The organism is Halomicrobium sp. HM KBTZ05 (assembly GCF_041530035.1).
Classification (GTDB): domain Archaea; phylum Halobacteriota; class Halobacteria; order Halobacteriales; family Haloarculaceae; genus Halomicrobium.
This window is the reverse complement of record NZ_CP168057.1, coordinates 100,702-123,190: the sequence shown is the minus strand read 5'-3', so window position 1 is coordinate 123,190 and position 22,489 is coordinate 100,702. Positions and strand designations below refer to the sequence as shown.

The following is a 22,489-nucleotide window of genomic DNA, read 5'->3' as shown; positions in this document are numbered from 1 at the left end:
TCAGTGTCTGATGCGCACCGCCTGCTGGCCGGTCACTCCTCCGATCGGAGCTTGCGGTAGAGATACGCGACGCCGAGCCCACCGGCGACCAGCGCCGGGACCAGCGGCGAGTCGGCGGCTTTCGACACCTGCTGTCGAACCGTCTGTGCGACCGAGGACCCCTCGTCGATGTGTTCGAGGATCGCGTCGGTGTCGTTGGGCACCGGCTCGGGGTCGGCCCCTGCCTCGGCGGCGGCGTCGGGGTCTTTCAGCAGGTGGCCGGTCGTCAGGCAGACGACCTGCTCGTCGCTGCCGATCTCGCCCTGGGCTCGGAGCTTCCGGAGGCCGGCGACGCTGGCCGCGGAGGCCGGCTCGACGCCGACGCCCTCGCCGGCCAGCGAGCGCTGGGCGTCGGTGATCTCCTCGTCGCTGACTGCGACGGCGGTCCCGCCGGTCTCGCGGATGCCCGGCAGCGCCTTGGGCGCGTTGACGGGATTGCCGATGCGGATGGCCGTCGCGATGGTCTCGACCTCGTCCCAGCGTCGCACTTCGTCGTTGCCTTCTTCGATGGCCTCGACCATCGGCGCGGACCCTTCGGCCTGGACGCCGGTGATCTTCGGCACGTCCGACTCCTCGATCGCGCCGGCCTCGACGAGTTCGCGGAAGCACTTGTACAGCGCCGCGGTGTTGCCCGCGTTACCGACTGGCAGCACGATCCGGTCGGGGTAGTCGTCGTAGTCGGCGGCAAACTGCTCCATGATCTCCAGCCCGATGGTCTTCTGGCCCTCCAGGCGGAAGGGGTTCAGCGAGTTCAGGAGGTACGCCTCGCCACGGCCCGCGAGCTCCTGGACGATGTCCAGACAGCTGTCGAAGTTGCCGTCGACTTCGAGGATCCGTGCGCCGTGGAGCGAGGCCTGTGCGACCTTCCCGGCGGCGACCTTCCCGGCCGGCAGGAGGACGAGCGTCTCCAGGTCCGCGCGAGCGCCGTAGGCCGCGAGCGCCGCGGAGGTGTTGCCCGTCGAGGCACAGGCGAGTCGGTCGACGCCGACCTCCTGTGCGACGCGGACGCCGACGGTCATCCCGCGGTCCTTGAACGACCCCGTGGGGTTCATCCCCTCGTGTTTGATCCGCAGGGCGTCGACACCGACCTCGTCTTCCAGGCGAGGCACTCGGTGCAGCGGCGTGTGACCCTCGGGGAGGGTGACGCCCACGTCGAAGGGGAGCGCCGCGCTGTAGCGCCAGACGCCCTCGCCGTCGAAGTCGTCGAACGTCGGCAGGTCCTCGTAGCGAACTTCCAGCAGTCCGTCACACTCGTCGCAGGTGTATCGGACCGCTGCGAACGGCGCGAACGTCTCCCCACACTCGATGCACGTCAGCCAGACGCCGTCGTCGGCGACCCCCGGCGTCTCGTCGGTCAACTGTAGATCGGCCATTGTCGGGGGCGAAGTCCCCTATCGGCAAAAGTGGGGCGGTTGTCGGTTCGCCGTTCGGAGAGCTCCGCCGCTCGCGTGTCGCTTGCGCTCCCGCTCGCGTTGCCGAGGGCCGTCGCTCGCTTCGCTCGCAGGATCGATACTCATGCCCCGCCGCTCGCGTGTCGCTTGCGCTCCCGCTCGCGTTGTCGAGGGCCGTCGCTCGCTTCGCTCGCGACGCCCCTCGCTACTCGCTAGAACTCCTCGATCCGATCGTGGACGTAGTCGGCCCACTCCTCCAGAGTCTCGTGCATCAGCTCGGCGGCCTCCTCGCGGGGTGTGGGCGTGTACTGGTAGACGTGGCCGCCGCTGTCCAGCAGTCGGCGGCGACGGGAGGCCAGCCCCTTCTCGCGCAGCGTCGACAGCGAGCGGTTCACGTTCGATCGGTCCCGGTCGAGCTGGTCGGCCAGCTCCTCGACGGTGCTCTCGGGGTAGTCGAGCAGCGTCTCGTAGGTGCGGACCTCGTGGGCCTGGATGCCGAAGACGCAGGCCATCACCTCGTCGAGGGACGGTTCGTCGTCGAGGAGCAGTTCTCTGAACCGGTTGGGCGAGGGGTCGGCGGCCATACCCGACGTTGCCGGCCATCGCGGATAAATTGCCGCGTTACCTACAACTCACTGGCTCGCGTAGCCCTGGTTCTCCAGACAGGTCCGCATCGCCTCGCGGCTCTCGTGGCGGTGGAGTCGCGTGGGCGTGTCACAGTAGAACGTCGAGCCGTCGTAGCGCAGCGTCACCTCGTGTTCCGAGCCCAGAAACTCCGTGCAGACGACGACGCGTTCACCGGCTTCCAGCCGGTCGAGCAGTTCCTCGACGGCCAGCTCGCCGGCCGAGACGGTCCGTGGCTCGCTCATCGTCGAGTCCTTCTCCCGGCACCGTCTTGATACTGCCGGCTGTCCGTCTGTAAAGAATGTCGAGGGCTCGTGGTCGTAAATATCCCGCAACAGTGACAGCCGGCAGTATCAGTAGCCGAGGCGGCCCAGCGTCTCTGCGAGTTCCGCGCGGTACTGGCCGCCGAACAGGTGGACGTGGACGAGCAACGGATACAGTCGGTAGACGAACCGGCGGCGGTCGAAGAAGCCGGCCAGCTCGACGCCGCGTTCGCACCGGTAGCGCTCGAAGAAGGCGTCGCGGAACGTCTCCGTCCAGTCGACGTAGGCTAGCTCGATCTCCGGGTGGCCGTAGTAACAGGCGGGATCGAGAAACGCCGTCACTCGCTGGCCGTCGGTCAGGAGGTTCGTCCGCCACGCGTCGCCGTGCAACAGCGCGGGGGCCTCGGGCTCGGTCAGCAGCGACTCGAAGTCGGCACACGCCCGCTCGACGCGGGTCGCGAGTTCGTCCGACAGCGTTCCCGCCCGACTGGCCCGGTCACAGATCGACCGCACTCGCTGGTCGCGATAGAAGGGCACCCAGCGCTCGGTCCACGGGTTCGGCTGCGGGACCGGCCCGGTGAGCGTGTCGAACGGGAAGCCAAAGGCCCGCCCCTCGACGCGGTGCAGATCGGCCAGTTGCCTCGCCGCGTCGCGTTCGACTGCCGGCGTGATCGTCGACTCGCCCTCGACGTACTCGATGCAGAGCAGGTCGGCGTCGCTGTGGTACACCTCGGGCACCGGCAGGTCGGACTCCGCGCCCAGAGACGACAGCATCCGCCCTTCCGTCGAGAGGTCGTGCTCGCCGGTCTTCGCGACCGTGACACGTCCGTCGGCGAGTTCGACGCGAAACACGTCCCCGACCATCCCGCCGTCCAGGCGCTCGATCGTCTCAACGGACCCGCCGAGTGCCGCTTCGACCGCCGCCGTGGGTGCCGAGGTCATCGTCGACCGTAGCCCTGGCGCGACGGAAAACGTTGCTGTTGCTCGCCGCCGGTGACGAAAGGGTACCGTTTCGGGTGGAGACCTCCGGACGGGACGCCACCTGCTTGCCGATCCGACGGGTCGGCCACGGCGACCCGATGCCAAACATACTCACGGGGACCACAAAGGGCACCGTTTCGACTGGAGACCGCTGGACTGCGATCGACTGTACACAACGCTGTTCGGCTCTCCGGTCCTCTGGTCGGCATGGACAACATCGTCGGCGCTGCACTGCTGATCGAGGTGTTCGGTGGGTTCCTGTTTCTGGCCAGTGACGGCGACATCGCGTCCGTCTGGTTCGCGATCCTGTTCTTCGGGCTCGTTGCCGGGCTCTACGGTGTCGTTTCCAGCCGTCTCCGACAGCTCGAAGCCGACCGACGCTGACGATCGACGTGTCGAGTGGGGGCGAGACTCGCCCCGTTCGTCGCCGTCAGTCCTGTTCGGCCAGCCACGCCAGCAGCCCGTTTTGAGCGTGCAGGCGGTTCTCGGCCTGGTCCCAGACGATGGCGTTGTCGCTCTCGATGGCGGCGTCGGTGACCTCCTCGCCGCGGTGGGCGGGCAGGCAGTGCATCAGGCTCCGGTCGCCAAGCACGTCGGGCGTGATCTGGAAGCCCTCGAAGGCCCGGAGCTTCTCGTCGCGTTCGTCCTCCTGGCCCATGCTGACCCACACGTCGGTGTAGACCACGTCGGCGTCGGCCATCGCGGCCTCGGGGTCGGTGGTCGTCGCGGGCACGCTCCCGAGCTCGGCGGCGCGGTCCAGCACGCTCTCGTCGACGCCGTACCCCTCGGGGGTCGCGACCGTCAGGTCGAGATCCGTCATCGCCGCACCCAGCACGAACGACTGACAGACGTTGTTGCCGTCGCCGACCCACGCCACGGCGGCGTCCTCGAAGCTGCCGAACCGCTCGCGGATCGTCAGCAGGTCCGCGAGCGTCTGGCAGGGGTGGGCGTCGTCGGTCAGCCCGTTGACGACGGGGACGCTGGCGTACTCGGCCAGCTCCTCTACGTCGCCGTGGTCGAACATCCGGGCCATCAGGAAGTCGACGTACCGCGAGACGGCGCGTGCGGTGTCTTTGATCGGCTCGCCGTGGCCCAGCTGGATGTCCTCGGGGCCGAGGAAGATCGCGTGGCCACCGAGGTCGGTCATCCCGGTCTCGAAGGAGATCCGGGTTCGCGTCGAGGGCTTCTCGAAGAGCATCCCGAGGGTGTGCCCGTCCAGGAGGTCGGGCGCGCCGTCGGCTTTGATCTCGGCCGCGCGGTCGAGCACGGTCGTCAGTTCGTCGGTCGTCAGGTCGTCGACGTCGAGCAGGTGCGTGGGCATTGTTACAGGAGACGTTCGGTCACGTCTTCGAGGACGGTGACGGAGCGGTCGTACTCCGCTAGCTGGATGTGTTCGTTCGGCGCGTGATCCAGGTCCGAGTCGCCGGGGCCGTAGGTGACCATCGGGCAGTCCCAGGACTGTGCGAAGACGTTCATGTCGCTGGTCCCGGTCTTGCGCAACAGGGTGGGCTCGCCGCCGGCCGACCGGATCGCGGTTCGGAACGCCCGAGCGACCGGGGTCCGGGGGCTCTGCATCACCGGTTCGACCTTGTCGTCCCAGTGGACGGTGCCGTTGACCAGGTGGCCGTCGGCGATCTCGCGGATCTCGTCGGTCGTGTACTCCGGGGGAACCCGAAGCTGTACGTCCATCGTCGTCTCGACGGAGAGCCCGTCCTCGGAGATCCCGCCGTCGATGTCGACGGGTTTGCAGGTGACCCGTTCGAAGACGGGCTCCCACTCGTCTTTCTCGAACTCGCCTTCGACGGCGGCCCACCAGTCCAGCGCGTCCTGGATCGCGTTGTTGTCCGGCCGCGAGGAGTGGCCCGACTCGCTGGTGGCGACGTACGTGCCGGCCAGCAGACCGCGATAGCCGAGCGTGATCCCCTCCCAGCCGGAGGGTTCGCCGTTGACGACGGCGTCGGGCGTCCCCTCGCGGTCCTCGATCACGTAGCGGCTGCCACGCGAATCCACTTCTTCGCCGACGACGCCGAGGAAGCTCGCGCCGGTGCGGACGGCGACGACCGCCATCGCACAGAGCGGTCCCTTGGCGTCGACGGAGCCACGGCCCCACAGCTCGAGCTCGCCGTCGTCGTTCTCCTCGATCCGGACCGGGATGTCGCCCGGCACCGTGTCGATGTGGGAGGTCAGCAACACGCCGTCGTCGGCCGGCGCGCGGACGTTGCCGATCTCGTCGATCCAGGCCTCGCGGCCGTGGGCCTCGAAGAACTCGACCAGTCGCTTCGCGGCCTGCTCTTCTTCGGGCGTGACCGAGGGGATGCGGACGATCGCTTCGAGCAGGTCGCGGGCCTCCTCGTCGGGGGTCTGGACGGTCTGGCTCATGCGCCCACCCCCAGTGAGCGCACTCCCCTGCCGCTCGCGGGCGGTCTCGCCCGCTCGCCGTTCCGAGGTGCGTGGCGTCTCGCGCTCATTCCAGGATCACCGATTCCAGCGCGTCGACGACGTGGTCGGCGTCCTCCTCGGAGAGAGTCAGCGGCGGGAGCAGCCGCACCACCGTTCGGCCGGCCGGCAGCGCCAGCACGCCCTCGCTCATCGCCAGTTGCTTGAGGTGTCCCATCGCGCCGCGGCCGACCTCGATGCCGATCATCAGGCCCTCGCCGCGGATGTCGCGGACCTCGTCGCCCAGCGTGGCCGCCAGTTCGGTCTGGAGGTAGTCCCCGACCGTGGCGGCGTTGCTCGGCACGTCCTCCTCGACGATCGTCGAGACGGTCGCGTCGGCCGCCGCCGAGATGACCGGCCCGCCCGAGAACGTCGAGGCGTGTGAGCCGTACTCGTCGGCGATCCACTCGCGACACAGCGTCGCACCGATTGGGTAGCCGTTGCCCAGCCCCTTCGCCGCGGTGATCATGTCCGGGACGACGCCGGACTCCTGGGCGGCCCACAGCGATCCGGTCCGTCCCATCCCGGTCTGGACCTCGTCGAAGATCAGTGCCGCGCCCGCGTCTTCGGTCGCCTCGCGGGTCGCTTCGAGGAACTCGGTCGAGGCGGGGTTGATGCCTCCCTCTCCCTGGATGGGTTCGACGATGACGCCCGCCGTCTCTTCGTCGACGGCTTCCCGCATGGCCTCGGGGTCGTCGTAGGGAACGAACTCCACGTCGCCGGCAAGGGGCTCGTAGGGCTTCTTGTACTTGCTCTTCCAGGTCGTCGCCAGCGACCCCATCGTCCGGCCGTGAAAGCCCTGCATCGTCGCGACGAGCTTCGACTCGCCCGTCGCGGCCCGAGCGAACTTCAGGGCCGCCTCGTTGGCCTCGGTGCCGGAGTTACAGAGCCACACCTTGTCGATCGGATCGGGTGCGGTGTCGGCCAGCGTCTCGTAGAGGCGAGTCCGCGCAGCGTTGGGGTAGGACGCCTGCACGTAGGTGAGCTTGTCTATCTGGCTCTTTGCGGCCTGGTCGACCGCCGGGTGGCGATGACCAAGCGGGACGCAGGCATACGAGGCCCCCATGTCGAGGTACTCGTTGCCCGCGTCATCTGAGAGCCACACGCCGTCTCCTTCTTCGATCTGTATCGGTTTCTCGTTGAAGACGAATCCGCTCATAGCTCTTCGATGGCCTCCTGAAACATGTGTGTGCCGCCTCCACTGACGGCGTCTGTGACCGGTGTGTCGGCGTTGGCGTCGGCGACGACCACCTCGGGTGCGCCACCGTCCAGGGCCTCCTCGGCGGCCATGATCTTGCGGCTCATGAACCCCTCCGCGGCCGCTTCGAGGGCCTGCCACTCCTCGCCGGTCTCGACGGTCTCGATCAGCGTCTCGGGGTCGTCGGGGTCCTCGTAGACGCCCGCCACGTCGGTCAGCAAGACGAGTCGCGCGTCCAGCGCGGCGGCGATCGCCGCGGCCGTGCGGTCGGCGTCCGTGTTGACGGGGACGATCCGCTCTCGTGGCTCCTCGTCGTCACCGCTCGAGTTTTCCGAGGCGCTTCGCGCCTCGCTACCGGCCATCGGCGGCGCAGCGACGGGCACGTAGCCGCCGTCCAGCAACGAATCGAGCAGGTCCGTGTTGACGTCCTTGATCGTCCCGCTGTGGTCGCCTCGCTTGATCTTCTTCTTCCCGTCTTCGACGACGCGGACGGCGGACTTGCGCGGCCCGTACAGGAGCTTCCCGTCGACGCCGTTCAGTCCGACCGCGTCGACGCCTTGACTCTGGAGGCCGGCGACCAGCTGGGTGTTGAGGTGACCGAAGACCATCTCGAACACCTCCATGGTCTCCGCGTCGGTAAAGCGGCCGACGACGCCACTGGGCGTCTCGACGTACTCGGGCTCGATGCCCAGTCGTTCGAGGGTGTCGTCGACGGCCGTCGAGCCGCCGTGGACCAGCACCACGTCTTCTCGCGGGCCGTGCCCGCTCGAATTGTCCGAGGCGCTCTCCGCCTCGCTATCGCCGTCCTCGTTGTCTCGAGGGTCGCTTTGCTCCCCGCTCGACTGTTCAGAGGGCTCGCTCTGCTCGCCCTCTACAAGCGTTGCAACGTCCGAGAGGGCACCCGCGGGATCGACCGCGCGAGCGCCACCGACTTTGATAACTGTTGTCATGAAAACCACTCCGAAATCAGGGTGCGCCGACGGGGTGGAACCCGGTCAGTTCGAGGCCGGCGGTCTCTTCGAGACCCAGCGCGACGTTGGCGGCGTGGACCGCCTGGCCGGCCGACCCTTTCATCATGTTGTCGATCGCCGAGAACACGACGAGTCGCTCGTTCGCGGGGTCTATCTCGAAGCCGACCTCGGCGAAGTTCGTCCCGGCGACGGCCTTGGGCTCGGGATAGCGGTAGACGCCCCCGCCGCCCGCGGCCATCCGGACGAACGGCTCGTCTTCGTAGGACTCGCGGTAGGCACTCCAGAGATCGCCCTTCGAGACCGGCCCGTCCGGGAAGACGTGGCAGGTCGCGCTCGCGCCGCGGGTCATCTCCACCGCGTGGACGGTAAAGGACACGTCGACGCCGAGGAACTGCTGGATCTCGGCCTCGTGGCGGTGGCCCGTGGGCGCGTACGGCCGGACGACCCCCGAGCGCTCGGGGTGACTGGAGGCCTCGCCGCCGCCAGCGCCCCCCTCCGAGGAGCCGACCTTCACGTCGACGACGATCTGCTCGTCGCCAGACAGGATGTCGGCCTCGAACAGCGGGAGCAGCCCCATGATCGTCGCCGTGGCGTTACAGCCACCGGAGGCGATCAGATCCGCGCCCGCGAGGTTCTCGCGGTTCAGCTCGGGCAGTGCGTACTCCGATTCGGCGAGCAGTTCCGGACGCGCGTGGCCGTCGTACCACTCGTCGTACTGGTCTGCCGAGTCGAGCCGGAAGTCCGCCGAGAGGTCGACGACGGTGTCGGCGGCGTCCTGGAAGGCGTCGATCTGCTCCATCGAGACGCCGTGGGGCGTCGCCGCGAACAGCACGTCGACGGATTCCAGCTCCGACGGGCTGGAAAACCGCAGGTCCTTGTGTCGGAGGTTCGGGTGGGCGTGGCCCACCGTCTTGTTCTCCTTCGATCGGCTCGTGGCCTGAACAGTTCGAAACTCGGGGTGGCCGTCCAGCAGGCGAAGCAGTTCCCCGCCGGTAAAGCCCGAGCCGCCGACGACGCTCGCGGAGTAGGTCATGCGCTCACCTCCTGTTGGGCCTTCGCTTCGAGCCAGTCGACGACCTGTGCGGGCACGTCCACGTCGCTCACTTCGTCGAGCGCCTTGAACTCGACGGTGTGGTTGACCTCGTGGACGGTGTAATCGTCGGGTTCCCCAGTGTCGTCGTCTACTCCCACTTCCATCAGGTCGATCCCGAGCAGACCGCCGCCGACTGCGTCGCTGGCCTGCTCGACGAGTGCCAGCGCGCGGTCGTCGAGTTCGAAGGTGTCGGTCTCCGCGCCTTTTGCGGCGTTCGTGAGCCAGTGGTCCGAGGAGCGGACCATCGCGGCGACGGGCTCGCCGTCGGTCGCCAGCACGCGGATGTCCCGTCCCGGCTTGTCGACGAACTCCTGGACGTAGAACACCTTGTGCTCGTAGTGGCCCAGCGTCTCCTTGTGTTCGAGGATGGCCTCGGCGGCCGAGCGCGAGTCGATCTTGGCCATCAGGCGACCCCACGAGCCCACGACGGGCTTGAGGACACAGGGGTAGCCAAACTCCTCGATAGACTCCATCGCGGCGTCTTTGGTGAAGGCCACGTCCGTGTTCGGCGTCGGCACGTCGGCGTCGACCAGGGCGAGGCTGTTCTTGACTTTGTCCGAACAGATCTCCGCGGTCCCCGGCGTGTTGACCACCGGCACGTCGTAGGCTTCGACGAACTTGGTGGCGTACACGGACCGGCTCGTCGCCAGACACCGATCGACGACGACGTCGACGCCGTCGAAGGCGGCCGGCGGCTCGCTCATGTTGAACCGCTGTTTCCGGACGTCGATCTTTGTGACCTCGTGGTCACGATCGCGAAGCTCCTCCAGCAGGAGCTTCTCGTCCCGACGAATCCGCGAGTAGAGTATTCCTACATTCATTGTTGTATCATCGCGCTCGGCCGCCCGCCGTCGTTACTCGCCCCAGTCTTCTTCGAGCTCGGGGGCCGAGTCGAGCTCGACGGGATCGACCGAGAGCACTTCGAGCTCGGCACCACAGGTCGCACAGTCGACGATCTCTCCAGCTTCGAGGTTGTCGTGCAGCGAGACTTCCGCCCCGCATTCGACGCATTCTGCCATTGTATCTCTCACTCGCGCCCCATTGCACTTAAACTCTTCGAACCTATCAGAATTAATTAGGTATCCATACTCGACTCTAAGGGCGCGATGGTCCGAAAAACCGGGACTGTACTGATATCTGTATCAGTTTTGTGGTAGTATTTCCCCTCGCGGGGATCGTCGGTCGATCGGCCGCCGATCACGCTCCGGGCTCCCCGTCTGTGACCCACGTCGCCACGCCGCGGTGACGACGCCACTCTGACGGCGACGGCCGGTCGTATCAGACATAGCGATCGACCTCCGCGGCCAGCTGTTCGGCGGCCGATTCGACACGTTCCCGACGTGTCGTGAGCGCGTTCCGGTCCGCCGCCAGTGTCTCCTCGGCCGCCGACAACTGGGCACTGACGGCTTCGGGTGCAGGGCCACCAGCGGAGTCACGCATCGCGACGCTCTCGGCCGGCTCCAGGGCCGCCTCTACGTCCTCGCGGTCGACGTAGGCCGACAGTGACTCGCCGAGTAGGTCCTGGGCGATCGCGTCGATGGTCTCGTAGTCGGGCGCGTCGCCGCCCTCGATATCGCCCGCCGCCTCGGCCACCAGCTCGTGGGCGGTCCGGAAGGGCAGGCCCGCCATCGCCAACAGGTCCGCGACGCCGGTCGCCGTCGAGAAGCCGTCGCCGGCCGCGGCCGCCAGCGTCTCGGCGGGCCAGTCGGCGGTCGCGACCGCGCCGGTCGCGACGGCGACGCTCTCGGTGACGCTGTCGACCGCGTCCCAGGCGTGGCGACCCGCGCGCTGGAGGTCGCGGTTGTACGCGCGGGGCTGGCCCTTCAGGTTCGTCAACAGGCCGTTCAGCCCGGCGGTCGCGTCGCCGGTGCGACCCCGCACGAGCTCCAGCGTGTCGGGATTTTTCTTCTGTGGCATGATCGAGGAGGTCGACGAGTAGTCGTCGGCCAGCTCGACGTGGCCCTTGCTCGCCATGACGATCACGTCCTCGGCCAGCCCCGACAGCGTCGTCGCGAGCGCCGCGACCGCGCTCGTCGTCTCCACGAGGAAATCGCGCGTCGCAGAGGCGTCCATCGAGTTTGCCAGCACCGAGTCGAAGCCCAGCAGCGTCGCGGTGCGCTCGCGGTCGACGTCGAAGGGCGTCCCGGCGAACGCGGCCGCCCCGAGCGGGTTCTGGTTGACCCGATCGTAGGCGTCCAGCAGGCGCGCGGTGTCGCGTTGCAGGGCCTGCTCGTAGGAGGCGATCCAGTGGGCGACCGTCGTCGGCTGTGCCGGCTGGAGGTGCGTGTAGCCGGGCATCACCGTCTCGGTGTGATCTCCCGCCACCGCCAGCAGTCGCTCGCGGGCCTCGACGACCGTCTCGATCAGCGTGAGCAGGTCTGCTCGCAGGCGATAGCGGATACAGGCCGCCACCTCGTCGTTGCGCGAGCGAGCGGTGTGCATCTTCCCGCCCTCGGCTCCCACGCGGTCGATGACCGCCGACTCGATGGCTTCGTGGACGTCTTCGCCCTCGGGGAGCGCCCCGTGGCCGGCCGCCTCCACGTCTGCGAGCGCCGACAGGATCTCGCCGACGGTGTCGTCGTCGACGACGTCCTGCTCTGCGAGCATCACGACGTGAGCGCGGTCGACCGCCAGGTCCGCCGCGAAGATGCGCTCGTCGTCGTCGAGCGAGGAGAGGAACGAGCGGGCGGGGCCACCCGAGAAGCGGTCCCGGCGGACGACGCTCTCGTCGGCGGCCTCGCCCGCGCCGTCGTCGTGCTCTCCGTCGCTCATCGTCTATTCCTCGCTCTCGCCGTTCGCGCTGTCTGTGGCTTCACTGCCACCGTCGGCGACGGCTTCGCCCTTCTTCGCGTCGGCGAGGATCTTGTTGGCCAGGCGCGACTGGAACCCGTGGTACTTCGCGACGCCGGTCGCGTCCGCCTGGGTGATGCCGCCGGTCACGTCCTCCTCGTCGAACGACGCCGCGGACTCGCTGTAGACGGCGTACTTCGACTCGCGCGAGACCGGGCGGCAGTGGCCGCCTTCCAGCTTGACGGTGACGGTGCCGGTGACGCGCTCGTTCGTGTCGTCGACGAACGCTTCGAGCGCGCTCACGAGCGGGGCGTCGACGAGCCCCTCGTAGGCCTTCTGGGACCACTCCTGGTCGACCTGGGCCTTGAACGCACGCTCTTCCTGCGTGAGGACCAGCCCTTCGAGGGCCTCGTGGGCGGTCAGCAGCACCGTCGCGGCGGGGTGCTCGTAGTTCTCGCGGACCTTCAGCCCGAGCATGCGGTCTTCCATCATGTCGGTGCGACCGATCCCGTGGGCTCCGGCCTGGGCATTGAGCTGTTCGATCAGTTCGACCTTGCCGAGGTCGTCGCCGTCGACGGCGACGGCCTCGCCCTCCTCGAACGTGATCTCGACCAGTTCTGCGTCCTTGCCCGAGGGATTCTCGGTCCACTTGTAGATGTCGTCCTCCGGGATCGTGCTGGGGTCTTCGAGCTCGGAGCCCTCGATCGAGCGGCTCCAGAGGTTCGTGTCGATGGAGTAGCGGCCGCCGTCGCCGCCCTCGACTGGCAGGCCCTTCTCCTGGGCGTACTCGTTCTCCCACTCGCGGGTCAGTCCGAGTTCGCGGACGGGTGCGATCACGTCCAGTTCGGAGTCGCGCCAGACGGACTCGAAGCGAAGCTGGTCGTTGCCCTTGCCCGTACAGCCGTGTGCGACGGCCGAACAGCCCTCCTCTTGGGCGACTTCGAGGATGGCCTTGGCGATGACCGGGCGCGCGAGCGCGGTCCCGAGCGGGTACCCCTGGTAGTCGGCGTTGGCCTTGACGGCTTTCAGACAGAGGTCCGCGAAGTCCTCTTTCGCGTCGACGACGTACTGTTCGACGCCAAGGGCCTCGGCGGTCTCTTCGGCCTCCTCGAACTCGTAGTCGGGCTGGCCCACGTCGACGGTGACGCCGACGACCTCGTCGTAGCCGTACTCCTCTTTCAGCAGCGATACGCAGACTGTCGTGTCGAGCCCGCCCGAGAAGGCGAGTGCGACGGTTCCGGATGCGTTTTCTGGTGTCATGGGTTTCGTGTCTGGGTGGTGTCTGTCGACGGTCGTCGTCTGCGTCGCCGCACCCATCACACGAGCGTGCGAACGGCGAGACGACGCGGCGACCAACAGACGGTGGTCGGTGGTCGATGGTCGAACGAATCGGAAATCAGAGATGTGAGTATTGTGGGCCTAGAAACGGCCCCGTCGTCGTCGCCGAAGCGCGCGCCGGTCTGGCTGCTCGTCGGAGCGGATCCGACGGCGACCAGCGGTGAAAAGAGTGCCAGACCCGTTGCTGGGAGAGCGGCGTCCGCCAGCACTCTCGGTCTGACTCATGTACTCGCCACTATCCGGGGTTCGGTACTAATAGTTTCCGAGTCACACGCGGTGTGTGATTATTTCACGTCCCCGAGCGTCGTCGTAAGGCGAGGAGGCTCGTGGCCGCCAGTGCCGCGACCGCGCCGCCGACGCCGAAGCCGGGGCCGTCGGCGTCCGTCGCCGCGTCGGTATCGGCGGAGGGTTCCGCCGTCGCGACGACCTCGAAGTCGTCGAGTGCCGTCCCGCCGGCCCACTCCAGTCGCCCGTCACCGCTCTCTGCAGGCGAGGGCGTGACCGTCGTCGCCTCGTAGCCGTCTGGGAGGACGACGACGAACGCACGGTCGGGCTCGAAGCCACTGGCGAACGGCTCGTCGAGGACCAGTCCGTCCTCGGTCGTCGCTGCCAGCCCGCTCCACTGGACCGACACCTCGACGACCCCGGTCCGGTCCTCTCGCGTGAGTTCGACCGCCGCCGATTCGATCGCCATCTGTCGGCTGGTCCGGTTCTCGCTCGCGTTCGCGACGCGCTCGAACCGATCGTGAACGCGGTCCTCGAACGCGGCGGTCGCCGTCTCGTTGCGCTGTAGCTCCGCGAAAGCCGCTTGCTCGGCGTCGTCGCCCAGGTCGTAGGTGTACGTGATCGTCACCGCCGCGTCGCCGCGGTCGTCGAGTTCGACGACGAACGTCGGCTGCTGGGCGGCCGCCGCGGGTCCGGCGCTCCCGACTAACAGGAGCGTGGCGACGACGCCGACCGCCGCGATTCGGTTCGCGTCCATCGGCTATCGGCCCTGACCGCCGTCCGAGCGATCGTCGTCTCCCGGCCGTTCGCCGTCGCTCTCGGTCGCGTCCTCTGACTGCTCGTCGGTGGCAGTTTGCTCTCCGTCGGCCGACTGCTCGCCGGTGTCCGCCGATCCCACGTCCGTCGGCTGCTCGCTACCGCGGTCCGCTCCGTCGGCGGTCGTCTCGTTTTCTCCTCCTCGGGGGCCGCGCTCTCCCGCGCGGTCGCCGTCGGGGCGGTCTCCGCGTTCGGTTGCGTTGCGTGCGTCGCCACCGCGCTCTCCTGCGCGCTCGGGACCGAAGCCGTCACTCGCGTTGGCACCGGCGATCGAGCGGGCGATCGCGGCCACTTCCGGCCCGCTCAGCTGGTCGGCACGGTCGCGCAGCGTCTGAATCGCGGTCGCGTTGACGCCGTTGGCTTCGAGGGTCTCGGCGGGGAGCGACTGTGCGGTCTCGTTGCTCTGGTTCGCGAGTCGTTCGGCCGTGCGAGTCTCGGCGGCCAGTCGCGCCATCCGGGCGCGGTACTGACCCTCACTCATCGAACCGTTCTCACGCGCCGCCTCCAGCGTCTCTCGGCGCTGTTCGAGTTCGTCGAGTCGCTGCTCGACGTCGGCCACTTGCTGCCCGACGACGGCGGCCTTCGAGTCGTTGCTCTCGGACTGGGCGACGCGGATGCCGTACGCACGCGTCTCGACTTCACCGTCGATCTCGGCTCCCTGTACGCCCACGACGCCAGCGAGTTGCTCGCCGGGAGCGGTCGCGTTGGCGTCGGTCGCGTTCGCATCGGTCGTGTTCGTGTCGGTCGTACTCGTTTCGGTCGGCGTCTCGGTCGTCTGGGCAGCCAGTCCGGCCATCGGGACGGCCGCGAGGCTCCCGACGACCAGCACGACTGCGACCAGTACGGTGGTGGTGTCTCGCATCTGTACGCCATCCTTGTGCCGGCAACCCCATATAAAGGAGCGGCCATAACCCCGAATTGCCGACGATCAAGCCGAATTAAGCGCGATCGAAACCGCACGACAGCGTCGGTATGATCTCGTCTCGTCTCCCTCATTCGATCGAAACGTCGATGGTTTTATATACTGGTCTACGACTCGTCGTCCTCACCCACGTCACTCGCCAGGTCGACGCCGGGGAGCGTGACGACGTTCTCTCGGCCGATTCGGAACGTCTCCAGTTCGTCTTCCTCGCGCAGGTCGCCGATCACCTGACTGGTCTTTGCGGCGGTCCAGTCGAGTCGCTCGGCGATGGCCTGCTGTTTCAGCCGGCCACCGCTGTCGTCGAGCAACTGGAGCACCCGCTCCTCGTTGCTCAGTAGTTCCGGCGGCGGCGACGGGTCATCGCCAGCGTCCTCGGCAGTCGCTTCGCCAGCGGCTCCGTCGGGCGTGTCCGATCCGTCGTCGGCCGCCGCTCCACCGGCGACACCGTACCGGCGATTGGCCCACAGCAGCGCGACGACGCCGCCGGCCGCGAGCACCGTCGCGACCACGAGCAGCCAGGCGTCGCCTCCCCCGTCGTCCGCGCCGGTCGTCGTCTCGTCGGCTGTTGCGGATTCGCTCACGACGAGCCGCGGCTCGTCACTCTCGAAGTCGAGGCGGCCGTCCCAGGCGACCGTCTGCTCGTCGCTGCGGGTCGGCGACGGATCGACGCTCGTGCGCTCGTAGCCGGCGGGCCAGTCGATCCGCAGCGTGCTCTCCTCGTCGAGATACAGCCCCGACAGCGCGTCGCCCGCCCGGAGCTGGTCGCCTTCGACGGCGGCGAAGTTCGTCCACTCGAACCGGTAGGTGACCACGCCGTACTCCTGGGGCAGCGTCTCGGTCTCGGTCGCCACCGTGAGGTTCCGGAGCGCCATCTCTCGGCCGGTCGCGTTCTCGGCGGTCGCGATCGTCCGGTTCATGCGGTCGCCGAAGTCGGCCGTGTACGCGGTCGGATCGGCGCTCACGTCCGCTTGCAGGCTCTCGAAGGCGGCCGTCGTGTTGTCGTCGTCCAGCCGCGTCCGGTAGTGGACGGCCCACGACGCGTCGCCGTCTGCCTGCAACTCGACCTGTAGCACGACGGTGTCTGGATCGACCTGTTCCTGTGCCAGTCCGCCGAGCTGTCCGCCCGCGACCGGGACGACCAGCAGGGCGACGACGAGAGCCAGCACGGTGGCGCGCCTCCGGCGAGCTGTCGACATCTCACTCGGTGTTGGCCGCCTCGCGGTATATGGCTTTAGGCCGAATATATAGACTTTTCAACGCGGCTGGGTGACCCCCGTTCGAGTCACGGCCAACGAAATCTGCCGGCGGTTCGCGGGGACTCGTGGTTGGGTTGGGTCCTTATTTATTATATATTTGTTTGTATATTATGAGCCTGTCATACAATAGTTCTCAACAAATACTATTCATGGTTTAGAAGTTGAATAAAATATCGAATGGCGAAATCACGGACTTAAGAGCGGATTTAGGGCTGTATAATCGTCAAGTAGAGGCCGTGAGACGTATTCTATGACACGCTGACAGGGTCAAACCCGCACCTTAGTCGACATACGCCGTGAAAACCTCTTCCAGAGACGGTCGGTCCGTTTCGAACTCAGTTACTTCAATCCCCGCCTCGGTCAATGCGACGACGATGTCCGACCGAACACTCGTGTTCGTACAGTCGACGACGATGGTCGATCCGTCTATGGACGTATTATTGACTCCGTCGAGTCGTCGAACCGACTCCGGAACACGCGTCGGTGGCGTCTCTGGAACGATAGTCAACGTCGGACCGCTATCGACGGACGCCCGAAATTCCTCGATTGACACCTCTGCAACCGTGCGTCCGTCAGTAACGATACCGACCCGATCACAAATTGCATTGACGTGTGCGAGCTGATGCGAGGAGAAGAACACGGTTGTTCCGTTCTCATTTTCCGCTTCGATGATCTCTTTCACTCGCGCTGCACCATCGGGGTCGAGTCCCGCTATCGGCTCGTCCAGAACTAGCAACTTGGGACTGCCGACGAGCGCCATCGCAAGTCCGAGTCGCTTCGTCATCCCACGCGAGTATTCGCCCGCTTTCTGATCAGCAGAGTCGGAGAGTCCGACCCGTTCGAGATAGGCCCCAGGATCGTGTTCGTCGCGAAGCCGACACGCGAGGGTGAGATGTTCGCGTCCAGTCAGTCCTGGATACGGTGTGAATCCTTCTGGCAGTATGCCGGTTCGCGCCTTGACGGCCACCTCGTCGTTTCTAGGATTGAGACCGAAAACCCGGACGCGTCCAGCCGATGGCCTCAAAAAGTTGATAAGAAGGCCGATAGTCGTCGTCTTCCCGGCACCGTTCGGCCCGAGGAATCCGTATACCTCCTCAGATTCGACACGCAAGTCGAGGCCGTCGAGAGCGGTGACGTCGCCGAAGGTTCTAGTCACGTTCGTCAATTCGATCGGTACGCGTTCTGTGGTCATAGTGGGTGTCATATCTCTCAGTGAAGTTCGAGGTTCGCAATTCGACTGTGGGTGTACAGTAATGGAGTGACGATCCAGATGAGCAATACCCCAACTGCCACCGGCCAGGTGAAGGCGACGGGTGGATTCGCCGTGACCTCGCTGGTGGAGAGAAACGCGGTCGAAAACCCGTCGATATCACCGGCTGCGATCTGGTGAAGCTTCGGTACCATGTCGTCGTACGGCGCGGCGACGAGCGTGAGATAAGCTTGTTGTGGATCGAGCACGAACCCCCCGGGAGAGAGACCGACGACGTCGAGAAGGCGGCCGTGCCAGTTGAAGACTGTGACCAGAACGAAGACGACGACAGCCGTCGCAACATGTCGATCGGTGCTGAACGAGGCCGACAGCGCGATGCCGATGCTCGTCCAGACGACACCGTACACGAGCGTGACCGTAGCGAAGATGAGGAACCGCCACACAGATGCGGTCTCGAAGTGTGTCACTATCCCGATCCAACCGACGCCCAATGCTACGACGAGGCCAAGCACGAACACTCCCGCCCGTCCCAAATACATTCCAGCGAGCATCTCGGCGCGAGGGCAGGGGAACGCCAGCAGTGTCTGGAGCTGTCCGTCCGTCCGTGGATTCACGATGGTCGGGTAGCCGATCAACAGTCCTACGACCGGGATCAGGAAGACGAGCGAATTGACGTGCCAGGCAGTACTAACGAAGCCGTAGACGGCGTAGGAGCCATCCAGGGTTTCCGGTTTATTCAGAATCATAAAATACGTTGCTCGTCCCCCGTCCGTCCCGTCTATCGGGTTGACGTTCCCGGCGACCCGCCAGGTCGAGAACACGACGAACGCGAGCGCGACGAGTATCGACTTCGATGTCAGGAGACGCCGCCCTTCCAGCCGGGTTATCGCACCGATTGTCCGCAGTGATCTCGTCGCTCCCGTAGTGGCGTCGCACTCACCGACAATTCCGGAAGTCATCAACCGATCACCTCGTTCCGGACGCACAGGTAACCGAGCGTGATCGGACAGCAGACCCATCCGGCGAGGACGGCGACGGCGACGAATGGAGAGAGAAGTTGTGGGGAATACAACTGTATCAGTGGCGAGTACGCGGCCTCAACCTGAGTGGTGAGTAACTGTGCATAGGACTGGAACGGATGGAGGATGATGAACACTGACCTACGTGCAAGCAGAAACGGAATACCGTACACCATGGCGAAACCTCCACCGATGATGCCGAGAATCCCTTGCTTCCTCGTTGAGGCAAGGGCGGAGAGGCCGATCCCCGGTGCGATGAGTGCCAGTCCTAGGCTGATCGTGAGAAATCCCGTACCGAACTGGCGAATTAGGGAACCACTCGCACCGAACGCCATCATAGTCAGTATGCCGATCGCCGTTCCGGTCGCCAGCACGATCGCGAAGGCAGCCAAGTGGGCGACGACTGTCGCGAGGTAGATTTCGCCTCTCGTCAGGGGAAGCGACCCGAGACACGTAAGGTTACCACGTCCGCTGCCACCATGGATCGACCCATAGCCACATAAAAATGCTAAAAATGGGAGGAACAGGGTGGACAAATCAAAGATGCGAAGCCAGAACCGACTGACTGCGCTGTGGTTTGCCTCAAGTGCGAGTAATGGTACCCGTACGACCGATGACGTGTCGGCGCCTACAGATACCATCGCGCCGGCAACGAACATTGCGATGACACCAGCGACGAGTAGCCAGTTCCGAACGGACCGACACAGTAACTGGGACTTCAGAATCAGAAGAGTCGGCTGTGTTGAATCGCCATAAGGCGGTAGATTTCATTGTTTCACAGCACGTTTGATGTTGTAGACGACACACATCAGGGCGATTTCGCGGAACTCACGAAACCAGGATCGCGCTCGCACGGCGAAGCCGAGCGAGCGCTTCACAGCCGAATTGACGGTCTCAGTCATCGAGCGCTGGTTGTATCGCTGTTCGTCGATTCTGGCGTTGTGTGCGTGGTCGTAGGGAGCGAAGATGCGGTGCTTGATCAGGGGTCTGATGCCGAGTTCACGCAATGCTTCGCGGAGCGCTTGCTTGTCATAGCCTTTGTCGGCGGCCAGAGACCGCAGATCGCCCGCGTTCCGACGGGCGATCTGCTCGGCGAGGTCTGCGTCGCTTCCTTCCCTATTCGTCGAACAGTGTACGTCAAGGACGGCTTGAGTGTCTGTATCGACGAGTTTCGTGACTTTTAGCTTCTGCACGCGGTAGCTGATTCGCTGGCAGTAGTGGCGGCTGGCGGCCGAGCGTTCGTAGAATGTGGCGTCGATAGCAGCGTGTTTCGATGGGTCGTGTAGCTGCGCCGACTGGCGCAGCAACACTCGACAAACGCTCATCTCGATCCGGTCGAACGCTTTACACAACGTGGATGGAGAGGGAAGATCGGCCGCATTGAGGCCGATCTCCCCGGTTATTTGTGGCATCTCTTTGAGCAGGTCAATCGTCATTCGGTAGGACGCATCAAGGTAAATCCGCAGACAATGGAGAGAAACGAGGGCGTAATCGGCGAATCCGCCGCCACCTTCCGGGGCGGCGGATTCGTCTCCATCGCCAGTAACTCTTTGAGCAATCGGTACAATCTCTCCAGTGAAGCGGGAGATTTGTGTCATGGACAACCAAATCATCCCGCTTCAACTCCTTTGATTTAGCGACCTATCCCGACGCCGTCTAGTGATTCAACAGAGCCGAAGAGTCCAAAACCGTCGTCGAAACGGAACAGCGGTGGAGGGAATCCCCTTCTTACTCTCGGAGGACATCATCATCGAATGAATTGCCAATACACATGTGTTTTTTGATATTATATGTGGTGAATAAGGAAGGAAGTTTCCCCTCTTCGAACCTGGGAAACAGAGGGGTCCTAAAGGTTCTTTCTGCTAGCTTAGAAGAACTTGACCCCTGTGTCTTTTTTCAGGAAGAATCGGATTGCCTCGTTGATGGTTCCGTAGTGGTCTATCGTCGCGTTTATGTTCAGTGAGTTTCCTTCCCACCAGACGTTTGCTTCGTGGTCCGCATTCGTTTTGGCGATAAGCGGGAAGTCCGTGTTATAGAACTCTGCCGAGTGGTTCAGTTCATTGCTGCTCTTTCTGCCGTGTTGAATAGATACTGAGTCACGGTTAGAGTGGTTCACAGAGCGGTTCTATGTTGGAGACAGCGAACATCAGGACAATCTCACGGAACTGTCGATACCACCCGAGCGCTCGCACGGCATCGCCGAGCGAGCGCTTTGTTGTCGAATACGAAGTCTCGGCCATCCAGCGCTGAGAGTAGCCTTTTGACCGGATGAGTGCGTTGTGTCCTTGCGTCAGTGGTCTGGATCCACGCTGTAAGATGAGTGGTTCGACACCGAGTGTGTAGAACTCGTATTTCGTGATCCAGTTGTGGAAGGCCTTGTCAGCTGCGACGGACAGCAGGTCGTCCGCGTTCCGGCGGACGACCTGCGGCCCGGTTTTCGTATCGTGTTTCCACCGGGCCGAAATATGTACGTCAAGGACGGCAAGCGACTCTCTATCGGTTAGTGTCGTCACTTTCAGCGTTTGCACGTTACTTCCCGACCGCTGGCGGTAGTACGATGAGGCAGCGCGGCGGTCGAAGAACGTACTGTCGAGTGCGGCGTGGCCAGACTGCGGGTGCTGCTGCGCAGAAATGCGCAGCAGCGCCCGCCAGACCCACATTTCCAGCCGGTCGAATGATTTGTAGATCGTCGTGTAATCTGGCAGATCGTCCCGATCAAGGTTGAGGGCATCACGGATCTCCGCCATGTACTCCAACCGGTTCGGCGTTTCACGGTAGCTGTGGCCGTCTTCGAGCCGATAACAGTGCAAGACGACGTGGATCCAGCGGGCGAACCCGCCGCTGGCGGGCTCGCCCGCGTGCTTCCCCAACGCTTGTTTAGCCAGGTGCCGACACTGCTCAATGAAGTCGAGGAGATCGATCTCCATACCAAGCTCGATTTCCTCGGCTTCGCCCTTCTAATCCGTGATGTCAGCGATTAAATCGCTATTCAACACAGCAGCTCTTTCCGTAACTGTAGTCTTCGGTGTACCAGTGCGTGTTGAATGACTCCGGAACGTCACAGTCTGTTACTGGTGGAAGTTCACGACAGGGGAATCGGTCCCCGAACTGATCACCATCGCAGGCTGCACCATCCACGTTCTGAGTGATGATTGAATGATCATCAAACTTGCAGTTACCACTTTCTGGAGTGTAATTGAGGACAGAGTTGGACCGTGCCAATGATCCACATTCACTAGAGTTCGTCTCGGCCCAGGCCGCAGCTTCCCAATTGTCTCCCCAGTCAGGCTCGGGTAAGTCTTGGGCACTGATGTCTCCACTAGTCGTTCTCTGGCCCATACTCGCATCGAAATTTTCGACGTCTTTTTCGGACACCGAGAAATCGCCTTCTCCAAGCCGAGACACGGACTCGTCCTCGCTGTCGGTGTTAGTCATGCTCCTGGCCTGTTTCGGATCGAGTGATATAGAGTACCATGTACCGTGGCCCCCGCCCTGGGATTGCGCTTCAACTGACGGTGCCTCTTGGCTTATGTGGATGTTCGTCCGCGACTTGATTACGCTCCCATCTTGTACGAATTTGATGGTGGCGGACTCGAGACCAGAACGATTACTAGTATCCAACTCGATTGTCTTCCGCGTCATCTCGCTACCGTTATGATCTCGCTGCCGACCTTGCTGTGCCGCACCGGCAGTCGTTCCGAAGACGGTCAATGCAGACGTCGCGCTCAGCTTTTGGAGAACTGATCTACGATCGATATTGGAAACGCCGTTGTTATCTTCTGACATCAACGTAAAGGGTGTCTGGTATCAATGTGAATCTAGACCACGTCGAACGACAGTCGCCGTCTGATGGACCAGTGCTGTCGTTACATAAGAATTGTATGCGAACACACAACGGGGACGATTGGGTAAATAAA

General features: G+C 64.6%; 23 protein-coding genes. 1 reads left to right on the top strand and 22 read right to left on the bottom strand.

Annotated features, from left to right (window positions below):
* Nucleotides 1–32: 32 nt before the first annotated feature.
* The 4 genes from thrC to ACAH01_RS00645 form a co-directional block, all read right to left on the bottom strand.
* Entirely contained in the window at nt 33–1,412 is a 1,380-nt protein-coding gene (gene thrC / locus ACAH01_RS00660; RefSeq protein WP_372479906.1) for a threonine synthase, read from the bottom strand.
* 230 nt (nt 1,413–1,642) lie between these two features.
* The gene (locus tag ACAH01_RS00655; protein WP_153554850.1) at nt 1,643–2,014 is read right to left on the bottom strand and encodes a helix-turn-helix domain-containing protein; all 372 of its coding nucleotides are present in this window, start codon (nt 2,012–2,014) and stop codon (nt 1,643–1,645) included.
* A 48-nt stretch (nt 2,015–2,062) separates the two neighbouring features.
* On the bottom strand, nt 2,063–2,299 hold the full coding sequence (locus tag ACAH01_RS00650) for a hypothetical protein (protein WP_372479905.1): 237 nt from the start codon (nt 2,297–2,299) through the stop codon (nt 2,063–2,065).
* 108 nt (nt 2,300–2,407) lie between these two features.
* Nucleotides 2,408–3,259, bottom strand: coding sequence for a fructosamine kinase family protein (locus ACAH01_RS00645; RefSeq protein WP_372479904.1), 852 nt, complete (start codon nt 3,257–3,259; stop codon nt 2,408–2,410).
* A 246-nt stretch (nt 3,260–3,505) separates the two neighbouring features.
* Between ACAH01_RS00645 and ACAH01_RS00640 the strand changes: the two genes are divergently transcribed.
* Nucleotides 3,506–3,682 (top strand): hypothetical protein, encoded by a 177-nt coding sequence (locus ACAH01_RS00640; RefSeq protein ID WP_372479903.1) that lies wholly within the window; start codon nt 3,506–3,508, stop codon nt 3,680–3,682.
* A gap of 46 nt (nt 3,683–3,728) precedes the next feature.
* Here ACAH01_RS00640 and argF read toward each other — a convergent pair whose 3' ends face one another.
* From argF to ACAH01_RS00550, 18 genes are all read right to left on the bottom strand, one after another.
* A complete protein-coding gene (gene argF, locus ACAH01_RS00635; protein WP_153554847.1) occupies nt 3,729–4,619 on the bottom strand; it encodes an ornithine carbamoyltransferase in 891 nt (296 codons plus the stop codon).
* A gap of 2 nt (nt 4,620–4,621) precedes the next feature.
* A complete protein-coding gene (locus tag ACAH01_RS00630) occupies nt 4,622–5,677 on the bottom strand; it encodes a [LysW]-lysine hydrolase (RefSeq protein WP_372479902.1) in 1,056 nt (351 codons plus the stop codon).
* An 85-nt stretch (nt 5,678–5,762) separates the two neighbouring features.
* Entirely contained in the window at nt 5,763–6,893 is a 1,131-nt protein-coding gene (locus ACAH01_RS00625; protein WP_372479901.1) for an aspartate aminotransferase family protein, read from the bottom strand.
* Nucleotides 6,890–7,882, bottom strand: a complete 993-nt coding sequence (locus ACAH01_RS00620; protein ID WP_372479900.1) for an acetylglutamate/acetylaminoadipate kinase — start codon at nt 7,880–7,882, stop codon at nt 6,890–6,892. Before ACAH01_RS00620 ends, ACAH01_RS00625 begins: the two co-directional genes overlap by 4 nt.
* A 16-nt stretch (nt 7,883–7,898) precedes the next feature.
* Nucleotides 7,899–8,936, bottom strand: a complete 1,038-nt coding sequence (gene argC, locus ACAH01_RS00615; protein WP_372479899.1) for an N-acetyl-gamma-glutamyl-phosphate reductase — start codon at nt 8,934–8,936, stop codon at nt 7,899–7,901.
* Nucleotides 8,933–9,817: a lysine biosynthesis protein LysX gene (lysX, locus tag ACAH01_RS00610; RefSeq protein WP_170093094.1), complete on the bottom strand. Its 885-nt coding sequence runs from the start codon at nt 9,815–9,817 to the stop codon at nt 8,933–8,935. Before lysX ends, argC begins: the two co-directional genes overlap by 4 nt.
* Before the next feature lie 33 nt (nt 9,818–9,850).
* The gene (gene lysW, locus ACAH01_RS00605; RefSeq protein ID WP_372479898.1) at nt 9,851–10,015 is read right to left on the bottom strand and encodes a lysine biosynthesis protein LysW; all 165 of its coding nucleotides are present in this window, start codon (nt 10,013–10,015) and stop codon (nt 9,851–9,853) included.
* Nucleotides 10,016–10,274: 259 nt separating this feature from the next.
* Complete coding sequence (gene argH, locus ACAH01_RS00600; RefSeq protein ID WP_372479897.1) at nt 10,275–11,768, bottom strand: argininosuccinate lyase; 1,494 nt, start codon at nt 11,766–11,768, stop codon at nt 10,275–10,277.
* A gap of 3 nt (nt 11,769–11,771) precedes the next feature.
* Nucleotides 11,772–13,046, bottom strand: a complete 1,275-nt coding sequence (locus ACAH01_RS00595) for an argininosuccinate synthase (protein ID WP_170093096.1) — start codon at nt 13,044–13,046, stop codon at nt 11,772–11,774.
* Nucleotides 13,047–13,413: 367 nt separating this feature from the next.
* The gene (locus ACAH01_RS00590; protein WP_372479896.1) at nt 13,414–14,106 is read right to left on the bottom strand and encodes a PGF-CTERM sorting domain-containing protein; all 693 of its coding nucleotides are present in this window, start codon (nt 14,104–14,106) and stop codon (nt 13,414–13,416) included.
* Between the two features lie 3 nt (nt 14,107–14,109).
* A complete protein-coding gene (locus ACAH01_RS00585; RefSeq protein ID WP_372479895.1) occupies nt 14,110–15,027 on the bottom strand; it encodes a hypothetical protein in 918 nt (305 codons plus the stop codon).
* 167 nt (nt 15,028–15,194) lie between these two features.
* Entirely contained in the window at nt 15,195–16,283 is a 1,089-nt protein-coding gene (locus ACAH01_RS00580; RefSeq protein ID WP_372479894.1) for a helix-turn-helix transcriptional regulator, read from the bottom strand.
* 340 nt (nt 16,284–16,623) lie between these two features.
* Entirely contained in the window at nt 16,624–17,535 is a 912-nt protein-coding gene (locus ACAH01_RS00575) for an ABC transporter ATP-binding protein (RefSeq protein ID WP_153554837.1), read from the bottom strand.
* A gap of 17 nt (nt 17,536–17,552) precedes the next feature.
* Nucleotides 17,553–18,512: an ABC transporter permease gene (locus ACAH01_RS00570; RefSeq protein WP_372479892.1), complete on the bottom strand. Its 960-nt coding sequence runs from the start codon at nt 18,510–18,512 to the stop codon at nt 17,553–17,555.
* Nucleotides 18,512–19,279: an ABC transporter permease subunit gene (locus tag ACAH01_RS00565; RefSeq protein WP_372480816.1), complete on the bottom strand. Its 768-nt coding sequence runs from the start codon at nt 19,277–19,279 to the stop codon at nt 18,512–18,514. Before ACAH01_RS00565 ends, ACAH01_RS00570 begins: the two co-directional genes overlap by 1 nt.
* A gap of 60 nt (nt 19,280–19,339) precedes the next feature.
* Nucleotides 19,340–20,170, bottom strand: a complete 831-nt coding sequence (locus ACAH01_RS00560) for an IS5 family transposase (RefSeq protein WP_372479458.1) — start codon at nt 20,168–20,170, stop codon at nt 19,340–19,342.
* Nucleotides 20,171–20,674: 504 nt separating this feature from the next.
* Nucleotides 20,675–21,499, bottom strand: coding sequence for an IS5 family transposase (locus ACAH01_RS00555; RefSeq protein WP_170092412.1), 825 nt, complete (start codon nt 21,497–21,499; stop codon nt 20,675–20,677).
* A gap of 58 nt (nt 21,500–21,557) precedes the next feature.
* Complete coding sequence (locus ACAH01_RS00550) at nt 21,558–22,007, bottom strand: hypothetical protein (protein WP_372479891.1); 450 nt, start codon at nt 22,005–22,007, stop codon at nt 21,558–21,560.
* Between the last annotated feature and the right edge of the window lie 482 nt (nt 22,008–22,489).

What these genes read in the sequence shown, in the direction of transcription:
- thrC (WP_372479906.1), bottom strand. Translation starts at nt 1,412, where the DNA reads ATGGCCGATCTACAGTTGACCGACGAGACGCCGGGGGTCGCCGACGAC.
- ACAH01_RS00590 (WP_372479896.1), bottom strand. Translation starts at nt 14,106, where the DNA reads ATGGACGCGAACCGAATCGCGGCGGTCGGCGTCGTCGCCACGCTCCTG.
- lysX (WP_170093094.1), bottom strand. Translation starts at nt 9,817, where the DNA reads ATGAATGTAGGAATACTCTACTCGCGGATTCGTCGGGACGAGAAGCTC.
- ACAH01_RS00645 (WP_372479904.1), bottom strand. Translation starts at nt 3,259, where the DNA reads ATGACCTCGGCACCCACGGCGGCGGTCGAAGCGGCACTCGGCGGGTCC.
- ACAH01_RS00630 (WP_372479902.1), bottom strand. Translation starts at nt 5,677, where the DNA reads ATGAGCCAGACCGTCCAGACCCCCGACGAGGAGGCCCGCGACCTGCTC.
- ACAH01_RS00550 (WP_372479891.1), bottom strand. Translation starts at nt 22,007, where the DNA reads ATGACTAACACCGACAGCGAGGACGAGTCCGTGTCTCGGCTTGGAGAA.
- ACAH01_RS00560 (WP_372479458.1), bottom strand. Translation starts at nt 20,170, where the DNA reads ATGACACAAATCTCCCGCTTCACTGGAGAGATTGTACCGATTGCTCAA.
- ACAH01_RS00595 (WP_170093096.1), bottom strand. Translation starts at nt 13,046, where the DNA reads ATGACACCAGAAAACGCATCCGGAACCGTCGCACTCGCCTTCTCGGGC.
- lysW (WP_372479898.1), bottom strand. Translation starts at nt 10,015, where the DNA reads ATGGCAGAATGCGTCGAATGCGGGGCGGAAGTCTCGCTGCACGACAAC.
- ACAH01_RS00625 (WP_372479901.1), bottom strand. Translation starts at nt 6,893, where the DNA reads ATGAGCGGATTCGTCTTCAACGAGAAACCGATACAGATCGAAGAAGGA.
- ACAH01_RS00580 (WP_372479894.1), bottom strand. Translation starts at nt 16,283, where the DNA reads ATGTCGACAGCTCGCCGGAGGCGCGCCACCGTGCTGGCTCTCGTCGTC.
- ACAH01_RS00570 (WP_372479892.1), bottom strand. Translation starts at nt 18,512, where the DNA reads ATGACTTCCGGAATTGTCGGTGAGTGCGACGCCACTACGGGAGCGACG.
- ACAH01_RS00640 (WP_372479903.1), top strand. Translation starts at nt 3,506, where the DNA reads ATGGACAACATCGTCGGCGCTGCACTGCTGATCGAGGTGTTCGGTGGG.
- ACAH01_RS00620 (WP_372479900.1), bottom strand. Translation starts at nt 7,882, where the DNA reads ATGACAACAGTTATCAAAGTCGGTGGCGCTCGCGCGGTCGATCCCGCG.
- ACAH01_RS00585 (WP_372479895.1), bottom strand. Translation starts at nt 15,027, where the DNA reads ATGCGAGACACCACCACCGTACTGGTCGCAGTCGTGCTGGTCGTCGGG.
- ACAH01_RS00555 (WP_170092412.1), bottom strand. Translation starts at nt 21,499, where the DNA reads ATGGAGATCGATCTCCTCGACTTCATTGAGCAGTGTCGGCACCTGGCT.
- argC (WP_372479899.1), bottom strand. Translation starts at nt 8,936, where the DNA reads ATGACCTACTCCGCGAGCGTCGTCGGCGGCTCGGGCTTTACCGGCGGG.
- argF (WP_153554847.1), bottom strand. Translation starts at nt 4,619, where the DNA reads ATGCCCACGCACCTGCTCGACGTCGACGACCTGACGACCGACGAACTG.
- argH (WP_372479897.1), bottom strand. Translation starts at nt 11,768, where the DNA reads ATGAGCGACGGAGAGCACGACGACGGCGCGGGCGAGGCCGCCGACGAG.
- ACAH01_RS00575 (WP_153554837.1), bottom strand. Translation starts at nt 17,535, where the DNA reads ATGACCACAGAACGCGTACCGATCGAATTGACGAACGTGACTAGAACC.
- ACAH01_RS00655 (WP_153554850.1), bottom strand. Translation starts at nt 2,014, where the DNA reads ATGGCCGCCGACCCCTCGCCCAACCGGTTCAGAGAACTGCTCCTCGAC.
- ACAH01_RS00650 (WP_372479905.1), bottom strand. Translation starts at nt 2,299, where the DNA reads ATGAGCGAGCCACGGACCGTCTCGGCCGGCGAGCTGGCCGTCGAGGAA.